We start from the raw sequence: 21974 nt of genomic DNA, 5'->3' as shown, positions 1-21974 counted from the left end.
CTCAAATCAAAAATCATTTTGATTTCACATATCTCGGTTTTTCGTGCTTCGCTTCTGGATTTAGAAGTAATGCAAGAGGTGTGCCAGAGTGTTCTTGAGCTGTTCGTGATTCTCGTGGCAATGCTTTAACCGATGTTGCAGAAATGGGTTGCGACAAAAGAAAATCCTCAGATAATCCCTGCTCGAGGACCAGGATCGCCGAGAGAACCGAAATGATAGCCAGAAAAACGGGCGGTCCTGCCTTTTGAATGTGCAAGGCCGTTGTAGGAGGCCAATCCTCTCGTCGACAGGGCAAGCTGGTAGAATAGAAAAGATCGGAAGACGAGCCGTGGTTTTGAGGAGAGAGCGAGAGTGGGATCTATGGTTCCGGACGCGACCGTTGATGAAGCGACTCATACTTCCGCGGTGTATCAGGACTTATACCGGGTCGCTGCCTCGTCTGGGCAACGAGACCGAGTGGACCGACTTGGTCGTTGGTTGGATCGGGAACTGGATTCGGAGGGAACACCCCGACGCTTGCCGGTTCGCGAGTGGTCCCTCTGCCTGACCTTGCTGGCCGAGACGCGGCAACGGCTCGGAGCGAGTTGGTCGACGGAACTCGACGCCAGGGTCGAAGGCTTTTTCCTCGCGACCTTGCGGTTCATGCGGCCCGATGGTTCCATGATGTTTGGCCCGAACGGGATTGCCGACCCGACCAAGCGGGCGCTGCGGTCGTGGGCCGAGCACCTCTCGGAGCCCGGTTTCAAGACCGTGATCGATTGGTGGTTCCCCGGGCCCGAGGTGATTCATTCGCCTCCCCCGTTGCCCGCGTCGGCCCGGACCGAGCACCCGTTAGCGAGTCTCCGCGCTGACTGGTCAAAGTCGGGGGACCTGATGGCCATTGACCATCGTCCTCGCGGGGCGGAGACCGGTTTCGAGTTCATCGGTCTGGGGCGGACCTGGCTGGGACCACATTGGGCCTCGGGCGTCGATTCGGTGGCCGCCTTGGGGCGCGCGAAGCCAAGTCTCTGGGTCTCCAATTACTCGGTCGACCTCGTGGAATGGTCGTTCCGGGTGGGCAACCTCAGGGTCGACCGCACGGCCCTCTTATTCCGGGGGCGTCGGCTCGCGCTCCTGGCCGATCAAATCGACGGCAAGCCGGGCGTCGGCGCGATGCGGGTCGGTCTGCCCGATGGGATTGACGTGATCCCCGCCGCGGTGAATCGCAGCCTGGCACTCACGGTCGGTGCGCGTGTGGTCTCACCGCGGTTGATCCCGCTCGGCCTTCCCTATCGCTCCTCGGGCGGGGAGCGGGGCACGTTTCAGCGCGAGGGAAACGAGGTCGTCTTGCGTCAGCCGATCGAAGGCAGGCGCGGCTGGCTGCCACTCCTGATCTCCTGGGAGTCGGGACGGAATCGCAAGACGCTCGTCTGGAAACCGTTGACGGTTTCGGAAGGTCCAAAAATCTGTGGGGCCGAAACGGCCGTGGCGTATCGGGTCGCATGGGGACGCGATGAGTCGTTGGTGATTTATCGAAGCCTGGCCCGACCCGTGCCCCGCTCATTTCTGGGCCATAAGACCGCGGCCCGCTTCCTCATTGGCTTTTTTACCAAGGAAGGGAACGTGGAGCCGATCCTCACGGTCCAGGCCTGAACGGGTCCGATCCTCAGCGAAATCCGTTCAAGGTCGCTTGGGGAGCGAGGCGATCTTGGGCAACGAAAGGACGATATAGACCAGGGCGACCACCACCGTCAGGTAACCGGAATGCTGGTGCCGTTTGATCCATTCCGCCTGACCGCTCAGGATCAACTGGCCCATCACTAGTTGCGCAACGATCAAGAGAGCTGATAGAATTCCCAGAATCATCAAAAGCGGTTTCATCGCGATGTGGATCCTCTTCGTAACGTCGCTCGACACCTGGGCGGGTTTGCTGGAGGCTGTGGCGAGTCAACCTAGAATAGTCGATCGGCCAGCCCACTTCGACTGCGAATTGGGGCCAGCCGTTCGCATGGACAGGATTTCAAGACACCCGACCTATGGATACTGCCGTTCTTCGTCACAACCTCGATACGGTTCGCCAGCGAATTGCCGAAGCCGCTCAACGCTCGGGTCGGTCTCCCGACGAGGTCAGGCTGGTTGTGGTGACGAAGCGCCACCCCGTCGAGGTCATTCCTCCGCTCGTGGCTCTTGGGGCGTTGGATCTCGGTGAAAACTATCCGCAGGAACTTTGGGAGAAGGTAAACAGTCTCGGCGATTCGCCGGTGCGCTGGCATCTCATCGGCCATCTCCAGAGCAACAAGGCCAAGAAAACGGTGCCGATGGTGGAGATGATCCACGCGGTCGATTCGCTCCGGTTGCTCCAGACGCTCGATACGCTCGTGGCCGATCCCGAGACCGGTCCGAGCGTTTGCCTGCAGGTCAACACGTCGAACGAACCGGCCAAGCATGGCTGGTCTGTCGACCAGATTCTCGCCGATGCCGAAGCGATCGCCGCGTGTCGGAAGCTGCGCGTGGCCGGCCTGATGACGATGGCCGCACTCGACACGACGAGCGCCACGGCTCGGCCCTCATTCATCATGCTCCGCGAGGTGCGTGAGCGACTCAAGCAGAGAACCGGCCTGAGGCTGGAGCAACTCTCCATGGGGATGTCGAACGACTTCGAGACGGCCATCGAAGAAGGGGCCACGATCGTGCGCGTCGGCTCGGCGATTCTCGAAGGGGTCTTGCCATGATCGAACTGACCGATCACCCGCGCGGGACCGTCCTCCCGGTCCGGGCGCGTCCGGGCGCGCGGAAGAATGCCATCTTGGGCGAACACGCGGGCTCGCTCCGGGTGGCGGTCGCGACGAAACCCGAAGGGGGCAAGGCGAACGTCGCGATCCTCGGCGTACTGGCCCAGGCCCTCGGATTCAAGACGTCGCAGATCGACTTGTTATCCGGGCAAACCTCGCGTGAGAAACGGTTCTTGATCGTCGGCCAGACGATTGACGAAGTTCGCGGCCGGCTCGATGCGTTGACCAAGGAGCAGGTCTGAATCGGGGATCGAACGGACTGAAGGGCCGGAAGTTGGCCCGCCGGACCGACGAGTCTTGGGATCGTTGTCCTACTTTTGAGATCAAACTTTAACGACCGTTGATGGGAATGCGCTGATGACTGAGAACGTTCGAGAACTGACCGTGCAGCCTTGGGTCGGTTCGCCGCCGACTGCGAAAATCCGGGTGCCCGGCTCCAAGAGCCTGACGAACCGGGCCCTCATCGTCGCGGCCATGGCCGACGGTCGGAGCGTCTTGTCGGGAGCCCTCGATTGTGACGACACGCGCGTGATGGTCGACTCGCTGCGCAAGCTCGGGATCGCCGTTGAGCATGACCTGGAAGCAAAGACACTGACGGTGCCGGGATGCGGCAACAAGATCCCCAACCGGGAAATTGATCTCTTTGTCGGGAATTCCGGGACGAGTCTGCGATTTCTCACGGCCATGGTGGCCACGGGGCAGGGGACCTACCGGCTCGACGGCACTCCTCGGATGCGTCAGCGCCCCGTCTCCGATCTCCTGATGGCGCTCAACGGGCTTGGATCCGACGCCAGCAGTGACCTCGGCACGGGCTGCCCTCCGGTGACAGTGCGGGCTCGCGGACTCGACGGGGGAAATGCGTTCGTCCGGGGTGACGTCTCGAGCCAGTTCCTCAGCGGACTGCTGATGGCCTTGCCCTACTCCCGGGAAACGACGACCGTGGAGGTGGACGGGCCGCTGGTCTCCCTCCCCTACGTCACCATGACGATCGAGGTCATGGAGTCGTTTGGCGTGCGGATTGGCAATCGCAAGAACCGCCGATTCGACATCCGCCCCGCGCGTTATACCGGGCGGCCTTACGCGATCGAACCCGATGCTTCGGCCGCGAGTTACTTCTTCGCGCTGGCGGCGGTGACCGGCGGATCGCTCACCCTCGAAGGGCTCGGGAGCGAGAGTATCCAGGGCGACCTCGGCTTCGTCGACATCCTCGAGCACATGGGGTGCAAGGTGGTCCGCGAGCGCGGGGCGACGACCGTGACGGGAGGGTCATTGCGCGGGGTCGACGTCGATATGAACGCGATCAGTGACACGGTCATGACCCTGGCGGTGGTCGCTCTCTTCGCGCAGGGGGTGACGCGAATCCGCAACGTCGCCCACATCCGCCACAAGGAGACCGATCGCATCGCTGCGCTGGCGACCGAGCTCCGGAAATTGGGCGCTCGGGTCGACGAGCATCCCGATGGGCTCGTGATCGATCCGCCGGCCCGACTCACTCCGGCCCGGATCGCGACCTATGACGATCACAGGATGGCCATGTCGTTTGCGATCGCCGGCGTGAAGGCGGAGGGGGTCACGATCCTCGACCCCGATTGTGTGGCGAAAACCTACCCTGGCTTTTGGGATGACCTGGGCACGCTCGCGACCTGAGGTGGTTGGGCCTCCTGCCGAGCCCAGCGCATCGCGACCTCAGTCGCCAGTTGCACGGTGGCCGCGAGGCAGGCCGGCTCAATTCGCGTTCCTTTCCGATCTCCGGCCAGACTGATGGCCGGGATTCGGTTGAGGGCAAACGGCCGATGATCGAGGCAGCAGAACGCCCGCTGACTCACCTGGTAAGGGATCCAGAGGTCCTTGGCGGCCCCCCGCGCGACCTCGAGACCTTTCCCTTTCCCAAGCAACCTCACTGTGGGTCCAAGCCCTGGGGAATCGAGGTTGATGACGAGCGTTGGCTTGGGGGGCCAGCGGCGGCGAATGTCGTCGGCGAGGGCCAGCGCTCCCGGTTGACCCGCCGAACTGCCACCGACCGCCACCAGGCGGATCTCAACCCGGTCGTGTAGCCGCTTTGGGAGCGACTGGGCCAACTCCGCAAGAATCGCGAGCCCCGTCCGATTATCCCCGACCGACGGGCGTTCGGCTCGCAGCCAGTACCGCGCCTGGAAGAGGAGCGAGACCAGAAAAATTCCGGTCGCCGACCACACGGTCCAAACGGGCGAAAGGCCGACGAACACGAGTACGATCAGGCCGACGAGGATCGCGTTGCTGATCCCATCCTCCCAGTTGGCAACCCGCAGTGGGGTGTCGAGATGAGTCAGGATGAAGACTCGGCTGGGCCGATCGCTTGAGCCGGGCCGGTCGGCGATCAGGTTGACCATCCGGGACGGCTCCTTGGCCGATCGCCAGGCCACGAACCGCTCCCGGGCGATCTTCACGCCATGGCGTCCCACCGCCAGCCTCAGCAGGCCCCCGAGCAGGAGGAAGGCCGCGAGGAGCATGCCCGCGCGCGACCTTCGTGGAAGACCCGGAAAGCTCAGTTGAAGGGCCTTCCAAAGAAAATATTCCTCGAACAGGAGCGTCAACAGCAGGATCATCACAAGCGTGGAGAGACGGCACCCCGTCCGCGTCACCGCTCGGCTGACACGCCAGCCCGACGTTTCCAGAGGCCCCGTCAACAGGTCGGCGGCATGGCGTTCACCTTCGCTTCCGGTTCCCCTGGGGAAGTCGAACGTCTTGACCCAGCCCATGGCCCGATCGATGTCGAACTTCATATTCGGAATTTACCTTATCGCTGGGCCGAGAGGACCGGCCGGGTTGCATTCCGTCCATTGTGCTCAGAAGGCGTCTTGCCTCACAAGTTTCTCCTCCGAGTCCGACGCGTTTCATCCGATCCGTCCGTGCGTTTGTGCCGAGCGCTGGGCGCGAACAGCCAAGCGGATGCCCGAGCCTCGGGGTGGGCGATCCATCCAGAGCGCGAACGAACCAAACCTCCGGGACGATTGTCTTAACCTTGGGTTTGCTTGACGGTTTGCGTGAACTCGGGTTACTCTGAAACCCCGATGAAAATGACCGAACTATCCGAACGCACGAGGCGGCCGAAGACGCGACGACCATGCTCAAACGGACACATACTTGCGGTGATTTGACACTCGACCATGTGGGACAGACCGTCACGCTCAACGGCTGGGTCGACTCCTGGCGCGACTTTGGGGGGCTCGTCTTCATCGACGTGCGCGACCGTTACGGGCTGACCCAATGTGTGTTTGAGCCCGAGGTCGGCGCCGAGCTTCAAGCGGCTGCACGCGAGCTCCGCAGCGAATATGTTGTCGCGATCCGCGGCGTGGTCGCTCCTCGACTCGCCGGCAAAGAGAATCCGAACCTCAAGACCGGCGGTCTGGAAGTCCGGGCCAAGGAGCTCGAGGTCCTCAACGCGACGCCGACTCCCCCGTTCGAGATCAAGGGGGCCGAGGCCAACGAAGAGCTTCGCCTCAAGTATCGCTACCTCGACTTGCGTCGACCGGCGATGCAGCAGGTCTTCATCATCCGCCACAAGATGGCCCAGGTGATGCGGAATACGATGACGGCCGGAGGTTTTCTCGAGATCGAGACGCCGATCCTCGGGCGGAGCACTCCCGAAGGGGCGCGTGACTTCCTCGTTCCGAGCCGGGTCCACGCCGGTCATTTCTACGCCTTGCCCCAGTCGCCTCAGCTTTACAAGCAAGTTTTGATGGTGGCCGGGTTCGACCGCTACTTCCAGGTCGCCCGCTGCTTCCGTGACGAAGATCTCCGGGCCAATCGCCAGCCCGAGTTCACTCAGCTCGACATCGAGATGTCATTCGTCGAAGACGAAGACGTGATGACCGCGATGGAGCCGATGGTGGCCTCGTTGGCCCAGGAGTTCACCGGCGAAGCGCCGACGCTCCCCCTGCCTCGGTTCGAGTACCACGACGTGATGGAGCGGTACGGCAACGACCGGCCCGACCTGCGCTACGGGTTAGAACTGAAGGACCTCGCCGACCTCGCGGCCGAGACCGAGTTCAAGGTCTTCCAGCTCGCTCTCGAAAACGGCCAGCGGATCCGCGGGATCTGTGCTCCGGGGGCCGGGCAGAAGTACAGCCGCAAGGACCTTGACGGTCTGACCGAGTACTCCGCCACGTTCGGCACCAAGGGCCTGGTCTGGCTCAAGGTGGAAGAGGCGACCCTGACCGGGCCGACCGCCAAGTTCTTCACGCCGGAAGTGCAAGCGAAACTCCGCGAGCGGTTCGATGCCAAGCCGGGCGACCTGATCTTGATCGTGGCGGATAGTCAGGCCGTCACCAGCCAGGCGCTCACGAACCTGCGAACGCGTCTGGCCACCGAGCTGAAGCTCTACGACCCGAAGTCGTTCCATTACTCGTGGGTCACGCGCTTCCCGTTGCTTCACTGGGACGCCGAGGAAGGGCGTTACGCCGCGGAACACCATCCGTTCACGATGCCCCTGGCCGAAGACCTTCCCTTGCTCGAGACCGACCCGGCTCGGGTGCGCGCTCAGGCCTACGACCTCGTGATCAATGGCGAGGAAGCCGCCGGCGGCACGATCCGCTGCCACGACTCCAAGATCCAATCGAAGATCTTCAGCCTCCTGGGCTTGAGCCCCGAGCAAGCGGAAGAAAAGTTCGGGTTCCTCCTCGGAGCCTTGCGCAATGGAGCTCCGCCCCACGGCGGGATCGCGTTTGGGTTCGATCGGCTCGTGATGCTCTACGCCGGCCTGACCAACATCCGCGATTGCATCGCCTTTCCCAAGACGGCTCGCGGTACCGACCTCATGACGGGCGCACCAGGCGGCGTCGACACCCGGCAATTGCGTGAGTTGAACATCCGCCTGGCTGATTAAATGATCCGGTCGGTCTTTGCTCCCTTTTCCCTTTAAATGGAGCAAAGGCCGGCGAGGTCGCGGATAGCCGCCTGCGCGACGGGGCTCGGGCAGGACCAGACGAGGAAGAACAGGGCCTGACGCGCCCAGCGTTGCGCGGGTTCGCTTCGGAGGAAGCCGGTCCCCTTGCGCGCCGTGAGGTAGGCCTGGGTACTCTTGAGTACCAGGGCATTGGCCTGGGAGCGGATCTGGCCTGGGGTCAACGCGTCGGCCTCTTCACGCGCGGTCTGCATTAGGGCGAACCAGAGTTCGTTCCAGGTGGAGGCCAGGGCGTCGGCAGGCTCATCAAGTTCGCTTCGTGACGAGACCTCGGCGATCAAGGCGTTCAGGGCGGCCCGGGCGAGTCCCAAGGCGAGGGCCGAGGTCTCCAGGCCGCCGGTGCCGGCCGCACCCGGGGTGGCGATCACGTTCGGGGAAGGACCGGCGAGAATCTCGTCGGCCTTGATCTCGACCGCGTGGCAAACGACCTCAGTGGTGCGTGACGCCTGGAGTGCCGCCAAGTCGAAGGCGAGCGGGATCGTGAGGCCGGGTCGATCGGTTGGCAGCGCGATCAGCAACTGCTGCCCGTCTTCCAGGACCGCGCCCGTCACGAGGACGTCCGCGTGTTCCGCCGCGGTCACCCAGGGCATCGTCCCATCCAGCCGGTAGCCACCCCCTGGGCGTGCGACCGCTTTCATCGCCTGTGCTCCGTGCCGGCGCGAGGTCGTCAGTTGCGAGATCCCGACGGTCGTGAACGCGCCTCGGTCGGCGATCGCGCGGATCCAGGCTTCCGCCACGGGGCGGTCGCGAGCGGCCAGCAAGCGGCGCACTCCCGAGTCGTGCTGAGTCAGGATGAACGCGGCGGTCATGCTTCCCTCGGTGACTCTTGCGTATCGCTCGAGAAGTTCCGTGCGCCCGCACTCGTCACCGCCGATACTCTTAGGGAGCGCCCAGCGCGGTGCCCTGGCGTCCGTCAAAAGGCTCCAGAGTGTCTCGGGCCATGTGCCCAACTCGTCCGCCGGCCCATCGGCCTCTGCGAGTTGCGCGACACAGCGCCGCAGACCTTGATCATCGTTGGTTTCGGGCCAAGAAATCAGCTTCGCGGATGGATCGTTCATGAAGGTAGTCTGACGAAATTTCCGTCCGCCGCCAACCACAAAACGACCGGAGACGCGATCTCGATGGCTGCGACATACTGCTATCAATACCCGCGCCCCGCGGTGACCGTCGACTTCGTCGTCTTCACCCTGATTGGGGAAACGCTCAAAGTTCTGCTCATAAAACGCAAGCACGACCCGTTTGCCGGTTCATGGGCCATCCCCGGAGGCTTCCTGGAGATCGATGAACCCATCGAAACCGCCGTGCGCCGCGAATTGCACGAGGAAACGACGCTCGACTACCAGGGGCCGGTTGCTCCGATCGGAGTCTTCGGCGCCCCAGGGCGCGACCCTCGAGGAAGGACGATCAGCCTGGCCTACGCCACGGTCCTCCGGCCGCCCCTTCCTGAAGTGGGTGGTGCCGACGACGCCGCGGAGGCGGGCTGGTTCGAGCTCGGAGCGGCCCTTCCTTTGGCGTTCGATCACGACGCGATCATGGAAGCCGCCTTGGCCTGGCTCAGGCGCGACGTGGTTGAAGGCCAGGCAGGGCTGGCGATTCTTCCCCTTGAGTTCGCCGATCCCGAGGTTCAGAATCTGTTCCGCGCGATCGGCAAAAACGGACGATCGGCAACCGCCTGGCGGAACCGGCTCTTGCGCGAAGAACGTATCCGACCGGTTCCTCGTCGCAAGGGACGGTATCGATCCATCGAGAAATAAACAGGAATTCCCTGCAAAGTCAGGCCGAGAGGTCGGCCTCGCAAATGATCTCGAATCCCATCGCGTGAAGCGCTGTGCCTGCCTGTTCGATACTATCGACGTGCAGCGCCACGGCGCAGCGGCCGTGGGGATGAATAATCAACGGGTAGGCATAGTGAATGTTGATTTCTGCCTGGAGTAACGCCGCGCAGAGGTCGGCTAATGACCCTGGACCCGCGGGAAGCTCGGCCCCAAGCAATTCGTTCTCGGCGAATGCAAGCTTGTGTAAGGCGAGGATCTCGCGGCCTTGCTCGGGATGACTCAGAACGAGCCTGAGAATCGAGCAATCGGCCGAGTCGGAGATGGTGAGTCCGACAATCTTGACCTTGGATCCGTGAAATGCGCGGATCACTTCAAGCAACTGCCCGACCCGGTTCTCCAGGAAGACCGAGAACTGAGTCAGCGAGGGCCAGTTACGACCCTGCATCGTTTCAAAGTCGACTTCGCTGCCGGCACCCTCGCCAAAGCTCATGGCGATCCTCATCAAGTCGTCGGCCGTGACCAAAGCCGAATATGGTTACGTATTCCTCACCGAAGTCTAATGCCGAAAACGACTCCGGTCAATGCCCACGCCCGTCAATCGACCGGAGCCGATCGGGGGATCCGCTTGCCGTTCCGAGGAAGTGACCTGAAAGCAAATCGAGCGGATTTCGCAGCCCGGGGACCCTGCCTTCCCACTGAGACCAGAAGACTGCGGGCAGGTTTGCCCGCAGTCTTACGTGGGAGCGCCAGCGATTTCAGAAACCGATCAAGTCAGGAGCTGGGAGCTGGATTGGTGGCAACGGAGGCGCGGGCGGCTTCCTGAGTTTTCTTTTCGAGGGCGAGCGCATCGCGTTCCGCTTTGAGCGCCGCTACCTTGGCCGCGGCGGCATCACTGGCGGCCTTGCTGTCGGCGAGTGCCTTATCGACGGCCGCCTTCTCGGCGATTACCCGGTCGAGATCCGCCTTGCGGGCGACGGCCACGGCGGTGGCAGCCTGGATCGCGGGCTGGGTAGCGGTTTTGGCCGCGTTGAGTGCCGCCTCGGCGGTCGCACGCTCGGTGATGGCGACCTGCTCAGCCTGCTTGGTGGCCTCGGCCGCGGCATTGGCGGCAGCGACTTGCGCGGTGACTGTCTCCACCCCCTTCAGGGCGGCTGCTTTCTCAAGGCCGGCTCGCTCGAACAGAACCTGGGCGACGGCCTGGCGGATCGTCGAGGTCTCGAATTCCGCGTGAATTTCGGTGGATCGCTTGACCTTTTCGGTGAGTCCGGCAACCACCCCGTCGAACGCGGCTCCGGCCGCCGCCGTTTTCAGGCCCGCTAGGCCCTCGGCAATCGCCTGCTGTTGCGCAGCTTTGGCGACCTTCGCTTTTTCAACTGTCATTCCCGCCGCGGCGAAGGCTTCCTGGGCCAATTTCTCGGCCGCGGTTCGATCGACAACCGCCTTGTCCGCGACCCCCTTGTCATCGGTTGCCTTCTTGGCGGCCGCCTGTGCCGCGGCCAGAGCCACCGCCGCGGCCTGTCTGGCTGCGTCCTTCGCTTTGAACGCTTGGTCGGCAACGTTGACCGGCGCGGATTGCTCGGCGACCGCCTGCTCGGCCGCCTTCAGGGCCTGCTGCGCCGCGGCCAAGGCGACCGCTTTCTCTGTGGGAGCCGCGGTAAGTGGAGCCATTGCTTTCGCGGCCACGTCGGCGGCGGCTTCGGCGGCGGCGAGAGCCTGGATCGTCTGTTCGAGTCGGGTCGCCAGCGCCGCGGGATTGGCCACGAGGTTCGCCCGGCGGACTCCCGTGCCGGCGTCCCAGACGCGGACCTCGCCGGACCAATCTCCGCCGATGACCGCGGTCGAGTCGTGCGTGAACACGGCTTCGAGGGCGAGGTCGTTGAACGCTTCGAGGTCCCGTTGCTTGGCCCCAGCCGGGTCCCAGACGCGGGTCATTCGATCGCGGCCGGTGGTGACGAGGCGTCCGTCCTTGCCGAAGCGGACCGAGGCAACCCCGCCCGGATGCGCCGCGATATTCTTGATGGCGGTTCCCCCCTCCATTTCCCAGAGGCGGACGGTTCCGTCTTCGCTGGCCGAGGCGACGACGTTGGAGTCGAGCCGCCAACTAATGTCGGTGATGGCGAGCGTGTGTGCCCGGAGGTCGTAGAACTCGCGACCGGTGACCGCTTCCCAGACGACAAGTCCGTTATTTCGGTCACCCGAGGCGAGCAAGACACCATCGGGGCTGAATTCCAGGGCAGTGACCCACTCGGTGTGCTTCTTCGACTCGTAGACCAGTTGACCGTCGGCCGTGTTGTAGACGCGAAGGATTTTACTCGGCCCACCCAAGGCGACCAGGCCGTGGTCGGGGCTGATGTCAGCCGCCAGCACGCTGTCGTATTCCTTGCCGATCTCGAAGACCCGCTTGCCCGTCTTGACGTCCCAGGCCACGGCGATGCCCGACTGACCTCCTCGTCCCCCTCCCGCCAGGAGTAATCCGCCGTTGCGGCTGAACTTCAGGACGTGGATCGTCCCCTCCGGAAACGGAATGACACCGACCAAATGGTTGTTCGTGGTCTGGTAGAGGAGTACTTGTTTGTGGCCTCCAACCGCGACGAGCGGAGCCCAAGGACTGCTGGCCATGGCGATGACCGCGTTCGGCTTGGCGGAGACGATGACCGGCTCGGTCGCGAGGTTCTCCGGCATGGCCGGGGGACCGACCGGCTTACCCGCCGAATTCGGGTCGAGCTTGAACTCGAACTTGGGCTTGGCCTTGACCGCGGCCATGCTTCCTGAGGCCTCGAGTGCTCCCCCTTCGATCCAGGCCTTGATCGTCCCGAGCTCGGCGTCCGGGAGTTTGGGGGCGTTCGGTGGCATGTTCGGCTGCTCGCTGTGGGTCACGAGCTGATAGAGCGTGCTCGAGTCGGGGTCGCCCGGTTCAACGACCTTCCCCGAGCCGCCGCCTTGCATCGCGCTGGAGTAGGTCTCGAGATTGAGACCCCCCTTTTGCTTGTCGGCGTTGTGGCACGAGTTGCACCGGTTCTTGAAGATCGCGGAGACCTGGTCCTGGTAAGTGACCTTGGCCTTGGCATCCGCTGCCAGTGAGAGGGAAGGCGCGAGGGCGATGAGGCCGCTCAGGATGATGCCGGTCGTGTTCAGTCGCATGGGTCTCGAACCTCGCCATAAGAGTCGTGCTCGGCCGCTCGAAAGCCTCGCGGCGGTCTTCGTCGGGCCACCCGTGCCGACTCGACAAGAGAATTCGGATCGATACTGTTTGGTCGGGTGGGCACGGCCCACCGGTCTCCGCGCTCGGAAGCCAGGGAGCGATCCGCTCCCCGCTCGCCTGTCCTGGTTTCCAAAAGCAGGTTCCATGGTGGACTGAGTCCACGCCACGGAAGCTTAGCTTAGTGATTGAACAAGAACTCACGGCTATTGAGCAAAGCCCAGAAGATATCTTCCATCGCCTGGGTCTGGTTCGCTCCTTCGCCGAGGACCGGCTGGAGCTTTTCGAGCTCTTCCTTGGTCGGCTTGCGCGAGAAGCAGCGGATGTAGAGCTCGAGGATCCGCTCCTCGGGGAACTTCTTGGTCGAAGCCAGCTTGGGGATGAGTCCCCCCGCGCGGATCTTGGCGTTCACCGTCTCGCCGTTGAGCAAGTGGAGCGCCTGGGAGAGGGTCGGCTCCATCTTGACCTCGCAGGAGCAGACCGTCTCACGGGTCGCGCGACCGAAGGTTGTGAGGAAGTAGGTTGAGCTCTTGCCGTCGGCAATCTGGACGGCCCGCGCACCGAGGGGGAGGCCGCTGAACTTGTCTTTCGTATCGGTGACGGAGCTAATCGTGTCGAGCAGGTTCTCGGCCTTGATCCGTCTCAGGTTGGCGTGGGCGAAATTCAACTCGTCGGTCGCGTTGCTTTCGTTCCGTTGGGTGGATCGCTGGTAGGTTCTCGAGTTGCAGATGTCGCGGACGATCGTCTTGAGGTCGTATTTCGCGTCGGTCAGCCGCTTGCCAAGCGCAGCGAGCAGTTCCGGGTTGGAGGCGGGGTTGCTGACCCGGAAATCGTCGATCGGCTCCACGATCCCAGCGCCCATGAAGTGGGCCCAGACTCGGTTGGCGAACGAGGTGGCGAACCAGGGGTTGTCGGACGATGCGAGCCACTTGGCGAGCACGACACGGCGGTCTTTACCCGCCACGTCGGGCGTTTCGCCCCCCAGGAACTTTGGCTTCATCACGCGGCCGTCGACCGGATGAGTGACCTCACCCGCGCCTGAGTTGAACACGATCGACTCGCGATAGTCCTCGCCGACCTTACGACCGATTTGCGAGAAGAACGAGGCGAACCCGTAGTAGTCATTCTGGGTCCAGCGGTCGAACGGATGGTTGTGGCACTGGGCGCACTGGATTCGCATGCCCATGAAGACTTGCGCGACGTTCTCGGTCAGAAGGAGATTACCCCCCGTTCCGCTATAGAAATTGGTCGCTGGGTTCTTGAACGTGCCACCGTTGGCCCCGAGCAGGCTCTGGACCATCTGGTCCATCGGCATATTCTTCGAGAGGCTTTCCACGAGCCAGTTATAATAGAGGAACATTGCCTTATAGCTGACTTCGATCGATGACTTGACCTGGAGCAGCTCGGCCCACTTGTTGACCCAGATCTCGGAGAACTCCTTGCGCTCGAGGAGCTCATCGATCAACTTGGCGCGCTTGGTCGGGTCGGTCGACGTGGTGAACCGGTCGTATTCGTCGACGGTCGGAGGCAGGCCGACGATGTCGAGCGAAACCCGGCGGAGGAACGTCTCGTCGTCGCAGATCCCCGACGGGATAATCCGCAGCTTTCGGAGCTTGTCGGCGACGAGCTTGTCGACGTAGTTGACTTCGGGCTCGGTGGGCGACTCGAACTTGAGCCCCTTGGGCAGAACGATCATCTCCGAACCGACGGTGAAGGCGTCGTAACGTGCCATGACAAACGCTTCGCCACGGTCGTCGGCCGTGACGAGCCCCTGCGAGTCGATGGCGGCGGAGCTCTCGTTGTTCGTGAGGAAGAGACAGAGCCGAGTGACGTCGCGGTCGGATCCGTCCGAGTAGCGGGCCCGGGCGGTCATCTGCTGCGTCGTACCCTTGCCGTCGAGCACGGCTTGCTTGGGATAGAGTTCGACGGAGAGGACCTTGGGAAGTGTGGCCGCGTCATCGTTGGGGACGCCCAACTCGATCCAGCGGTGGAGCGTCTGATAGATCTCGCTGCCGGGCTCGACCCGCTTGCCGCCCGTGTGCTGGACCGCGCCGGTGGCTTTCTCAAGGAACGTGCTGTCCGCCGGAACCGCGAGATTGATCCGCCGACCGCTCATTTCGCGGGTCAGGCGGAAGTGGTCCCCCTCGGGGTCGAAGCCGAAGATGGAGAGGCGAAATCCATCCTTGCCGCGTGACGCCCCGTGACAGCTCCCGGTATTACAGCCGGACTTTAAGAAGATCGGCATGACGTCCAGCCGGAAGCTGATCGGAGTTTGCACGGTCGCCTGTGCGACTTTGATCGGCAGCACCTGGGAGAGGCCGCCAAAGGCAACCGTCAAGGTGGTTGCCCCGTCGGCCACGGGCCAGAAGGTCGTGCCATCACGGCGGACGAGCTTGGCGTCGGCGACGGTCATCGCCGCTTCACCGGTGACATCGCGGGTGATGCCGTCCGCATAGGTGGCCTGAACGACCACCGCCTGGCGATCGACGGCGGTTGCCAGTTGGATGTCGGCGGGAAAGACCTCAATCTTGGTGAGGGCCGCCTGCGGGGCCGGTGCGGCCGGTGCGGCCGGTGCGGCCGGTGCGGCCGGTGCGGCCGGTGCGGCCGGCGGCGCCTGGGCCATGGCCAGACCCGTGAACGGAGAGAGAGCGATCACTCCGATGAGTCCGCGGGCGAGTCTCGTTGCGATCATCATCTCGTGTCCTCAAAGCGCTGCGCGGGTGGGAAGGGGGAACGATGCCCGGTCAGGGCGTCGCGCTTCAACTCGGGGCGGGCTTATTGGCTTGCGGCCGCGGCACGCTGTTTGGCCTCGAGCCGGAGTTGCTCGAGCCGGCTGAGCGGGCGTGCCGGAGCGGCCGCAGGCATGGGAGCAGGAGCCGGGGCGGCCGCGACCGGCGCGGCGGGCTTGGCGGCTTCGGTGGGTTTGGGGGGGATCGGCACGTCGATCCGCAGTTCTCCCGTTCCGATGTTGTGGACGATCGGCTCACCGTTCTTCGTGATCACGACCTGGCAAAACAGGCTGGCATGTTTGCCCGCGGGTGATGTGATGTCGGTCTTGATCGGAAAGACGAGGTCGGTCGTGGTCTTGTTGATCGTCTTCGGTTCCGTCGTCACTTTGTTGGGCAAGCCGATCAGGGCCACGGTCGCTTCGCCGTCGAAGTCGACGAGCTTGGCCACCTTGACCACCAAGGGGACCTCCTTGCCTTGGTCGACGGCGGCCGACTGGTAAGTCAACCCAACGAAGGGGGTGGCGATGGTCAGGGCAGCCAGTTGCGTCGAGACCAGGACCGGGCCGGTCGGCCCGTTGGAGGAGCCGTTGACCACGATCTTCCAGGTCCTCACTTCCGACCCGACCGCCGCGTTGATCGGGATGAGCGCCTCGTTCTGGTTCTCGGCGATCGCTATCCCACCGGCGGAACTGATGCCGGGAGGGTTCCAGGGGAGCGAGATCGCGATCGGGGCCGTGAAGCCCGGCTTGCGCTTCGCCACCACCTTCAAGTTCATCGACCCACCGTGAACCAGCGGGACCTTCGGTTCGACGATCTCGATCGAGTAAGGAGCTTCCTCGGTGACGGCGACGGCCAGCGAGTCGACCGTGCGGGTCCAGAATGGAATGTTGTTCTGCCCGAGGACGAGCTCGATAATCTGGCTGAATTGCGAGGGGACGACGACCTTGGGATCGACCGGCTTCCCCGCGAGCAACGCCAGCGCGGCCGCGGGGGCCGCGTCCGGCTTGGCCGTGAACAGTACGGGATAAGTCGCGAGGCTGGCCGCCATGGTGTCTGCCTCGAAGGTCACACCGGCCGGAAGGTTCGAGACGCTGATTGCGAGGTCGCCCCCGAAGTCAGCGCGGCTCGCATTGACGAGGATTGCCTGCCGGTTTCCTTTGGGGACCGCCACGGCGATCGTGCCCGTTCCTCGAATCAGCGACTCGCTTGGGACGCTCAGGTTGAGCTTGGCTTCGACTGGGCTCACCTCGATCCGGTAGGCGTAATTCGGCCCACCGTTGAGCAGTTGGTCCTGAACCCAAATGACATATTCACCGTCGGCCGGGGCCCCGAATCGAATGTAGCTATCGGGCCCGGCGCTGTCATCGTTCCCGGCGATCACGCCACCACTCCGCGCTCCAATGTAGAGCACCGAGTCCAGCGGTGAACGAAGCGAGCGGGCAAACACACGGATGTCGAAGGCCTGGCCCTTGACGGCCTTGAACACGAACCGGTCGATGTCGCCCGGCTTGCCGATCACACCGTTGAGGGCCAGGGGAGGGCTGAACGGAGTTGCGGTCCCGTTGTCGTCGTTGGGCTCGACCTCGAGCACATTGCCGAACGGCGAGAGCCGGAACGTGTTCGCATAGGGGGCGGAACCTTTGTCGTCGCTGGCAACGATTCCGTAGTCAGGCTGGGGGGCGGTTGGCAGCGTGACCTTCGTGGTTCGATCGCCCGTGACGTCACCGATCCAGGTGATGTCGACGGCCTCCCCCAACTTTCCTCCCGAGGGCAGGGTCGCGGTCGGTCTCGGGTAGTTGCCGACATGCACCCGGTAGAGGCAGTTGCCGTTCCCGGCATAAGCACTTTCGCGAACCTGGATGATGTAATTGCCATCCTCGGGAGCGATGATCGACGCCTGGGCGTCCTGCCAGACCAGCGCGGTATCGTCACTCGAGGCGAGCTCGAAGCGCTTCGCGTCCATGATCGCGACGTACGGGTCAAAGAGCGCGATCCCGAGTCGAATTCCCTCGACCTCTGCCGTGATCCGCTCGCCTTTCTTGGCGTCGACGACGAAGTAGTCAACGTCCTCGTTCTCCGCGACCCCGTTGACGGTCGAGTTCATCGCGATCGCTTGCGGCTTGGTGAAGTCGTTGTTGGGCTCGACTTCCGCGGCCTCGGGCAAAACGCCCACGCTGAACGATCGGGCTTCGCTGATTCCCGTGTCGGTGCGAAGCCGCAACTCGTGGAGTCCGAGCGGGCAGTCCGGGGCGATCACCAGGGTGGCCTTCACCTGGGTATCACTCGGTGCCTCGATCTTCGTTGCCTTAATCCCAGGGTGATAAAAGACGAGCTCACGCGCGTCTTTGAGCCGTGCGCCGGAGAGCGTGATCTCGAGTTCCGTGCCTCGACGTCCCCCCATCGGCCGGATCGCCGTCATGCTGGGTGAAGCTGCCTGGGCCAACGATGGACCGAGGAGAAGGACCACGAGGAAAATCGGCGGATTCGGACGCATCATGGAAGTCCCCTCAGGTAGGGTCGACGAAGCTCAGGCAGGTCGACGCTCGCAACGAACGGAAGGCCCGAGGCGAGTCGGATCGGTTCGGGGTCGGCGGGGTTCTCTGGCAATTTCGAGGCGAGGCCGGCCAAAAAAATTAGGGGGAGGCATGACCGCAAGCAGAATGGAGCAAATCTCAGATCATCGGCGATCGGAGGGTTGGTCGCGGCGGAGACACGCCCAACGCGGAATGGTTGGGCGTGTGTCCGCGTTGAGATTGGGCTCAGGCCAGCAGTTCGGTGCGAACTTTACCGCCGTCGACGATTTCGATCGGGCGGCCACCAGGGGCCATCAGTTCCTTGTCGGCAACGATCCCAAGCTGGTGGTAAACCGTCGTCGCCAGATCCTCGGGTCCGATCGGATCCCGGTCGGGCTCGCTGGCCGTGGCGTTGGAGGCGCCATGGATGTAGCCCTTCTTGACTCCGCCCCCGGCGAGGACCACGCTGAAGACCTTGGGCCAGTGGTCGCGGCCGGCATCTTTGTTGATCTTGGGAGTCCGCCCGAACTCGCTCGAGACCATCACCAGGGTGCGGTCGAGCAAGCCGGTCTGATCCAGGTCGGTGATCAGCGCGGCGAAGGCCTGGTCGAAGGCGGGCATTTGCGCCTTCATATTGGCGGCGATGCCAGTGTGCAGGTCCCAACCACCGTATTGCAAGCAGACCAGGCGGGCCCCCGCGGCGACGAGTCGCCGGGCCATCAACATCCGCTGCCCGGCCGCGTTCCGGCCGTAGGCGTCGCGGAGCGGAGCGGGCTCGGCATCGATGTTAAACGCCTCACGCGCTTTCTGCGAGCTGATCAGGCTGTAGGCGCGGTCGTAAAACGTATCCATCGCCTCCAGGCCGTCGCTCTTCTCTTTCTTGGCAAAATGGTCGTTGACCGCCCCGAGAATGTTGCGTCGAGTCGCAAATCGCGAGTCATCGATGCCGTTGGGCAGATTCAGGTCCTGAACCTTGAACCCACCCACCGCGGGGTCGCTCCCCAGGCTGAACGGCGAGAACGAGGAGCTCAGATAGCCGGTTCCCGCGTACTCGTTGGGGATGCTCGGGATGCAGACGTACGGCGGGAGGTTGTTCCGTGGCCCGTACTCGTGCGAGACGACGCTGCCCATGCTCGGATACTGGAGGGCGGGGCTGGGCCGGTAGCCCGTGAACATGTTGTGCGTGCCCCGCTCGTGGGCCGCTTCCCCGTGGGTCATCGACCGGATCACGGTGATTTTGTCGGCGATCTGCGCGGTCTTGGGAAGCGTCTCGGAGAACGATTCCCCTTCAATCTTGGTCGCGATCGAGTTGAGCTCGCCTCGATACTCGATCGGCGCGAACGGCTTGGGATCGAACGTCTCCTGGTGGGCGATCCCCCCGGGCAGGAAGATGTGGATCACCGAGTCAGCCTTGGCGGCGATGGGGGCATAGGTCTTGAGGTCGGCCTTCGCCTTCAATCGAAAAAGCTCGCTCAAGGTCAGGCCGAAGCCCACCGAGCCGACCGTCAGAAATCCTCGGCGACTGAAAGGGCCTCTCAGGTAGGCATCTGCCATCGATGGTCTCCTTTTGTGAGAATTACGAGGTCGTGCGATCCCACGCCAAGGCCGAAGGTCAGGCCTTCGTCCCACCGATCCTCCGATCGCTCGACTCGACAAGTCGTAGGGCGACCTATCGATCGCGTCGTCGCGTTCCAAACGGAGGGTTCAATCACCGTTCCCATTGATCTGTCGGTCAGGTCAAGGGATTGGCCAGGCAAGAGGGTGGCAGGAGGTCAAACTCAAGAACGAACGCGGAAGGTCAGCACTTCCATCAGCGGATTCGTGTCACGCCAATGTTCAACAAGGATCGTCAACTTACTGTGACTTACGGCATTAATGCAAGCAGCGTTGGCGCTTTTTTGGATCAATTTTCCAGGGCACCGATTCCGCGTTTCCCGCGAGCGAAATTGCCTGCGATTCCGGTCGTCACCCTGGGATTAGGATAGGCCCCGGATTCGCAGCCGTGGAAATGGTGGTGATGGCTCGCGAAGTCCGTTAGATTCAGCAATTGGGGCTCCCCCAACGCGTCGAATCCGCCATCGTTTCCCGGAAGGTCCTGATTATGCCGATCGGAATTGTTGCAGCGACGGGAATGATCATGCTGGTCCTCATCGGTTTCGACCAGGTGGTCGATGCCGGCCAGGTGGTTCCAAGCCGGCCGGCGGATCGCGACCTTCATTCGCTGGGAAATCCGGAACAGATTCGCGTCAGCCGAGTTGAGCTCGACCTGAGCGTCGATTTCGCCAAGAAAGAGCTGCAAGGGACGGCGACGCTCGCCTTCCGACGGATGCCGGGATGCCCGTCGGGGATCCCGCTCGATCTCGACACGCGTGAACTCAAGATTGAGCGCGTCGCGGCGGGCGTCACCGATGAGGCGTTGACCGAGGTTCGCTTTGAACTCGGTCACGAAGGAGCCGACCCCGTGCGGCCTGAGTCAGATTTGAAGCGAGAGCGGCTCCTGGGGACCCGCCTGAGGATCTTCGTGCCGGATGACGCGACCCGGGTGCGCGTGACCTATCGGACCGCGCCCACGGCCAGCGCCTTGCAATGGCTCGATCCACCGCGAACGGCGGGGCGCAAGCAGCCGTTCCTCTTCACCCAATCCGAGGCGATCCACGCCCGATCTTGGATCCCGCTTCAGGACTCGCCGGGAGTACGGATCACCTATGCCGCGACGATTCGGGTTCCCGAGGGCCTCCGCGCCGTGATGAGTGCGGACCAATTACCGGGACGGGAAGGGCAGAGCGACGCGCGCTTCGAGATGACCCAGCCGATCCCGCCGTACCTGATTGCCTTGGCCGTCGGCGACCTCGCGTTTCGCTCGCTCAGCCCGCGCACCGGGACCTACGCCGAGCCCTCGGTGGTCGCTGCGGCCGCGAGTGAGTTCGTCGATACCGAGGCGATGATCAAGGCGGTCGAAACCCGATTCGGTCCCTACCGCTGGGGACGGTACGACCTGCTCGTTCTGCCTCCCAGTTTCCCGTTCGGCGGCATGGAGAACCCCAAGCTCACCTTCGCCACGCCGACGATCCTCGCGGGCGATCGGTCGCTCGTCTCCCTGGTGGCTCATGAACTGGCCCACTCATGGTCAGGCAACCTCGTGACCAATGCCACCTGGCGCGATTTCTGGCTCAACGAGGGTTTCACCGTCTACCTCGAACGGCGGATCGTCGAAGACGTCTTCGGCCCCGACCGCGCGGCGATGGAAGCCGTCCTCGGGCTTCGGGAACTGCGCGAGGAGCTGGCCGCGTTTCCCCCTCGCGACCAGGTGCTCCATATCGACCTCGCCGACCGTGACCCCGACGAAGGGATGACCCGAATCCCTTACGAAAAAGGGGCCTTGTTCCTTACCACAATCGAGCACGCGTTCGGTCGCGAGCGATTCGATGCGTTCTTGCGAGCTTACTTTGACCACTTCGCGTTTCAGAGCATCACGACCGCGGATTTCGAGCGTTACCTGCAGGCCCAACTCCTCGATTCCGACCCGGCCGCGGCCGCGAAGCTCAACGTTCAGGCCTGGCTCCACGAACCTGGCTTGCCTCCCGGCTTCCCGGAGCCGACGTCCACGCGTTTCGCCGTTGTGACGACCGCGGCGCGCGACTGGCTCGAGGGCAAGATCCCCGCGGAACAACTGGCCACCCGCGACTGGTCGACCCACGAGTGGCTCCACTTTTTGCAGGCGCTCCCCTTGGAGTTGCCCCCGGAGAAGATGGCCGCGCTCGACAAGGAATTCGCGTTGACCGGAACCGGAAACTCCGAGATCACGCAGCAATGGTTGCTGATGGCGATCCGCAATCACTATGCGCCGGCGGACGCTCGGCTCGAGTCGTTCCTGACCTCCATCGGCCGACGCAAGTTTTTAATGCCGCTCTATGGCGAGCTGAAGAAGACCGCGGAAGGAACGACTCGCGCCAAGGCGATCTACGCCAAGGCGAGACCGTTCTATCACCCGATCGCCGTGGAGTCGGTCGATCGACTCCTGGGGACGAAATAAGTGTTCGGGATC

Annotated in this window: 15 protein-coding genes; 7 read left to right on the top strand and 8 right to left on the bottom strand. The window is 63.4% G+C overall.

From position 1 onward, the window contains the following. The first annotated feature begins 516 nt into the window (after nt 1–516). Nucleotides 517–1632: a hypothetical protein gene (locus BUS42_RS08975; RefSeq protein ID WP_254053403.1), complete on the top strand. Its 1116-nt coding sequence runs from the start codon at nt 517–519 to the stop codon at nt 1630–1632. Nucleotides 1633–1659: 27 nt separating this feature from the next. Here the strand turns inward: BUS42_RS08975 and BUS42_RS08970 are convergent, their stop codons facing one another. After that, a complete protein-coding gene (locus tag BUS42_RS08970) occupies nt 1660–1860 on the bottom strand; it encodes a hypothetical protein (protein WP_074306614.1) in 201 nt (66 codons plus the stop codon). 155 nt (nt 1861–2015) lie between these two features. Here BUS42_RS08970 and BUS42_RS08965 point away from each other — a divergent pair, with 155 nt between their 5' ends. From BUS42_RS08965 to aroA, 3 genes are all read left to right on the top strand, one after another. Then, the gene (locus BUS42_RS08965; protein ID WP_074306613.1) at nt 2016–2711 is read left to right on the top strand and encodes a YggS family pyridoxal phosphate-dependent enzyme; all 696 of its coding nucleotides are present in this window, start codon (nt 2016–2018) and stop codon (nt 2709–2711) included. Continuing rightward, the gene (locus tag BUS42_RS08960) at nt 2708–3013 is read left to right on the top strand and encodes a DUF167 domain-containing protein (protein WP_074306612.1); all 306 of its coding nucleotides are present in this window, start codon (nt 2708–2710) and stop codon (nt 3011–3013) included. Before BUS42_RS08965 ends, BUS42_RS08960 begins: the two co-directional genes overlap by 4 nt. A 115-nt stretch (nt 3014–3128) precedes the next feature. Continuing rightward, a complete protein-coding gene (aroA, locus tag BUS42_RS08955; RefSeq protein WP_074306611.1) occupies nt 3129–4418 on the top strand; it encodes a 3-phosphoshikimate 1-carboxyvinyltransferase in 1290 nt (429 codons plus the stop codon). On the opposite strand, the gene BUS42_RS08950 is transcribed toward aroA, so the two are convergent. Further along, complete coding sequence (locus BUS42_RS08950) at nt 4376–5533, bottom strand: M28 family peptidase (RefSeq protein WP_074306610.1); 1158 nt, start codon at nt 5531–5533, stop codon at nt 4376–4378. The two genes, aroA and BUS42_RS08950, sit on opposite strands and share 43 nt — an antisense overlap. 341 nt (nt 5534–5874) lie before the next feature. On the opposite strand from BUS42_RS08950, the gene aspS reads away from it, so the two are divergent. Beyond that, nucleotides 5875–7635, top strand: coding sequence for an aspartate--tRNA ligase (gene aspS / locus BUS42_RS08945; RefSeq protein WP_074306609.1), 1761 nt, complete (start codon nt 5875–5877; stop codon nt 7633–7635). A 32-nt stretch (nt 7636–7667) separates the two neighbouring features. On the opposite strand, the gene BUS42_RS08940 is transcribed toward aspS, so the two are convergent. Next, on the bottom strand, nt 7668–8771 hold the full coding sequence (locus tag BUS42_RS08940) for an acyl-CoA dehydrogenase family protein (protein ID WP_254053402.1): 1104 nt from the start codon (nt 8769–8771) through the stop codon (nt 7668–7670). A gap of 63 nt (nt 8772–8834) precedes the next feature. On the opposite strand from BUS42_RS08940, the gene BUS42_RS08935 reads away from it, so the two are divergent. Next, nucleotides 8835–9467, top strand: a complete 633-nt coding sequence (locus BUS42_RS08935; protein ID WP_074306608.1) for an NUDIX domain-containing protein — start codon at nt 8835–8837, stop codon at nt 9465–9467. 19 nt (nt 9468–9486) lie between these two features. Here the strand turns inward: BUS42_RS08935 and BUS42_RS08930 are convergent, their stop codons facing one another. The 5 genes from BUS42_RS08930 to BUS42_RS08910 all read right to left on the bottom strand — a co-directional run bounded on the left by BUS42_RS08930 (nt 9487) and on the right by BUS42_RS08910 (nt 19483). Next, on the bottom strand, nt 9487–9978 hold the full coding sequence (locus BUS42_RS08930; RefSeq protein WP_074310879.1) for an acetolactate synthase: 492 nt from the start codon (nt 9976–9978) through the stop codon (nt 9487–9489). 281 nt (nt 9979–10259) lie between these two features. Next, complete coding sequence (locus BUS42_RS08925; RefSeq protein ID WP_074306607.1) at nt 10260–12629, bottom strand: c-type cytochrome domain-containing protein; 2370 nt, start codon at nt 12627–12629, stop codon at nt 10260–10262. A 239-nt stretch (nt 12630–12868) separates the two neighbouring features. Then, the gene (locus tag BUS42_RS08920; protein WP_074306606.1) at nt 12869–15382 is read right to left on the bottom strand and encodes a DUF1549 and DUF1553 domain-containing protein; all 2514 of its coding nucleotides are present in this window, start codon (nt 15380–15382) and stop codon (nt 12869–12871) included. Nucleotides 15383–15462: 80 nt separating this feature from the next. Next, nucleotides 15463–17913, bottom strand: a complete 2451-nt coding sequence (locus tag BUS42_RS08915) for a peptidase (protein WP_074306605.1) — start codon at nt 17911–17913, stop codon at nt 15463–15465. A 262-nt stretch (nt 17914–18175) separates the two neighbouring features. Continuing rightward, complete coding sequence (locus BUS42_RS08910) at nt 18176–19483, bottom strand: DUF1501 domain-containing protein (protein WP_074306604.1); 1308 nt, start codon at nt 19481–19483, stop codon at nt 18176–18178. 583 nt (nt 19484–20066) lie between these two features. Here BUS42_RS08910 and BUS42_RS08905 point away from each other — a divergent pair. Continuing rightward, a complete protein-coding gene (locus tag BUS42_RS08905; RefSeq protein WP_254053401.1) occupies nt 20067–21962 on the top strand; it encodes a M1 family metallopeptidase in 1896 nt (631 codons plus the stop codon). Nucleotides 21963–21974: the final 12 nt, after the last annotated feature.

The organism is Singulisphaera sp. GP187, assembly GCF_900129635.1.
GTDB lineage: Bacteria > Planctomycetota > Planctomycetia > Isosphaerales > Isosphaeraceae > Singulisphaera.
Note: the sequence above shows the minus strand (reverse complement) of the source record. Positions and strands in the feature narration are given on the sequence as shown.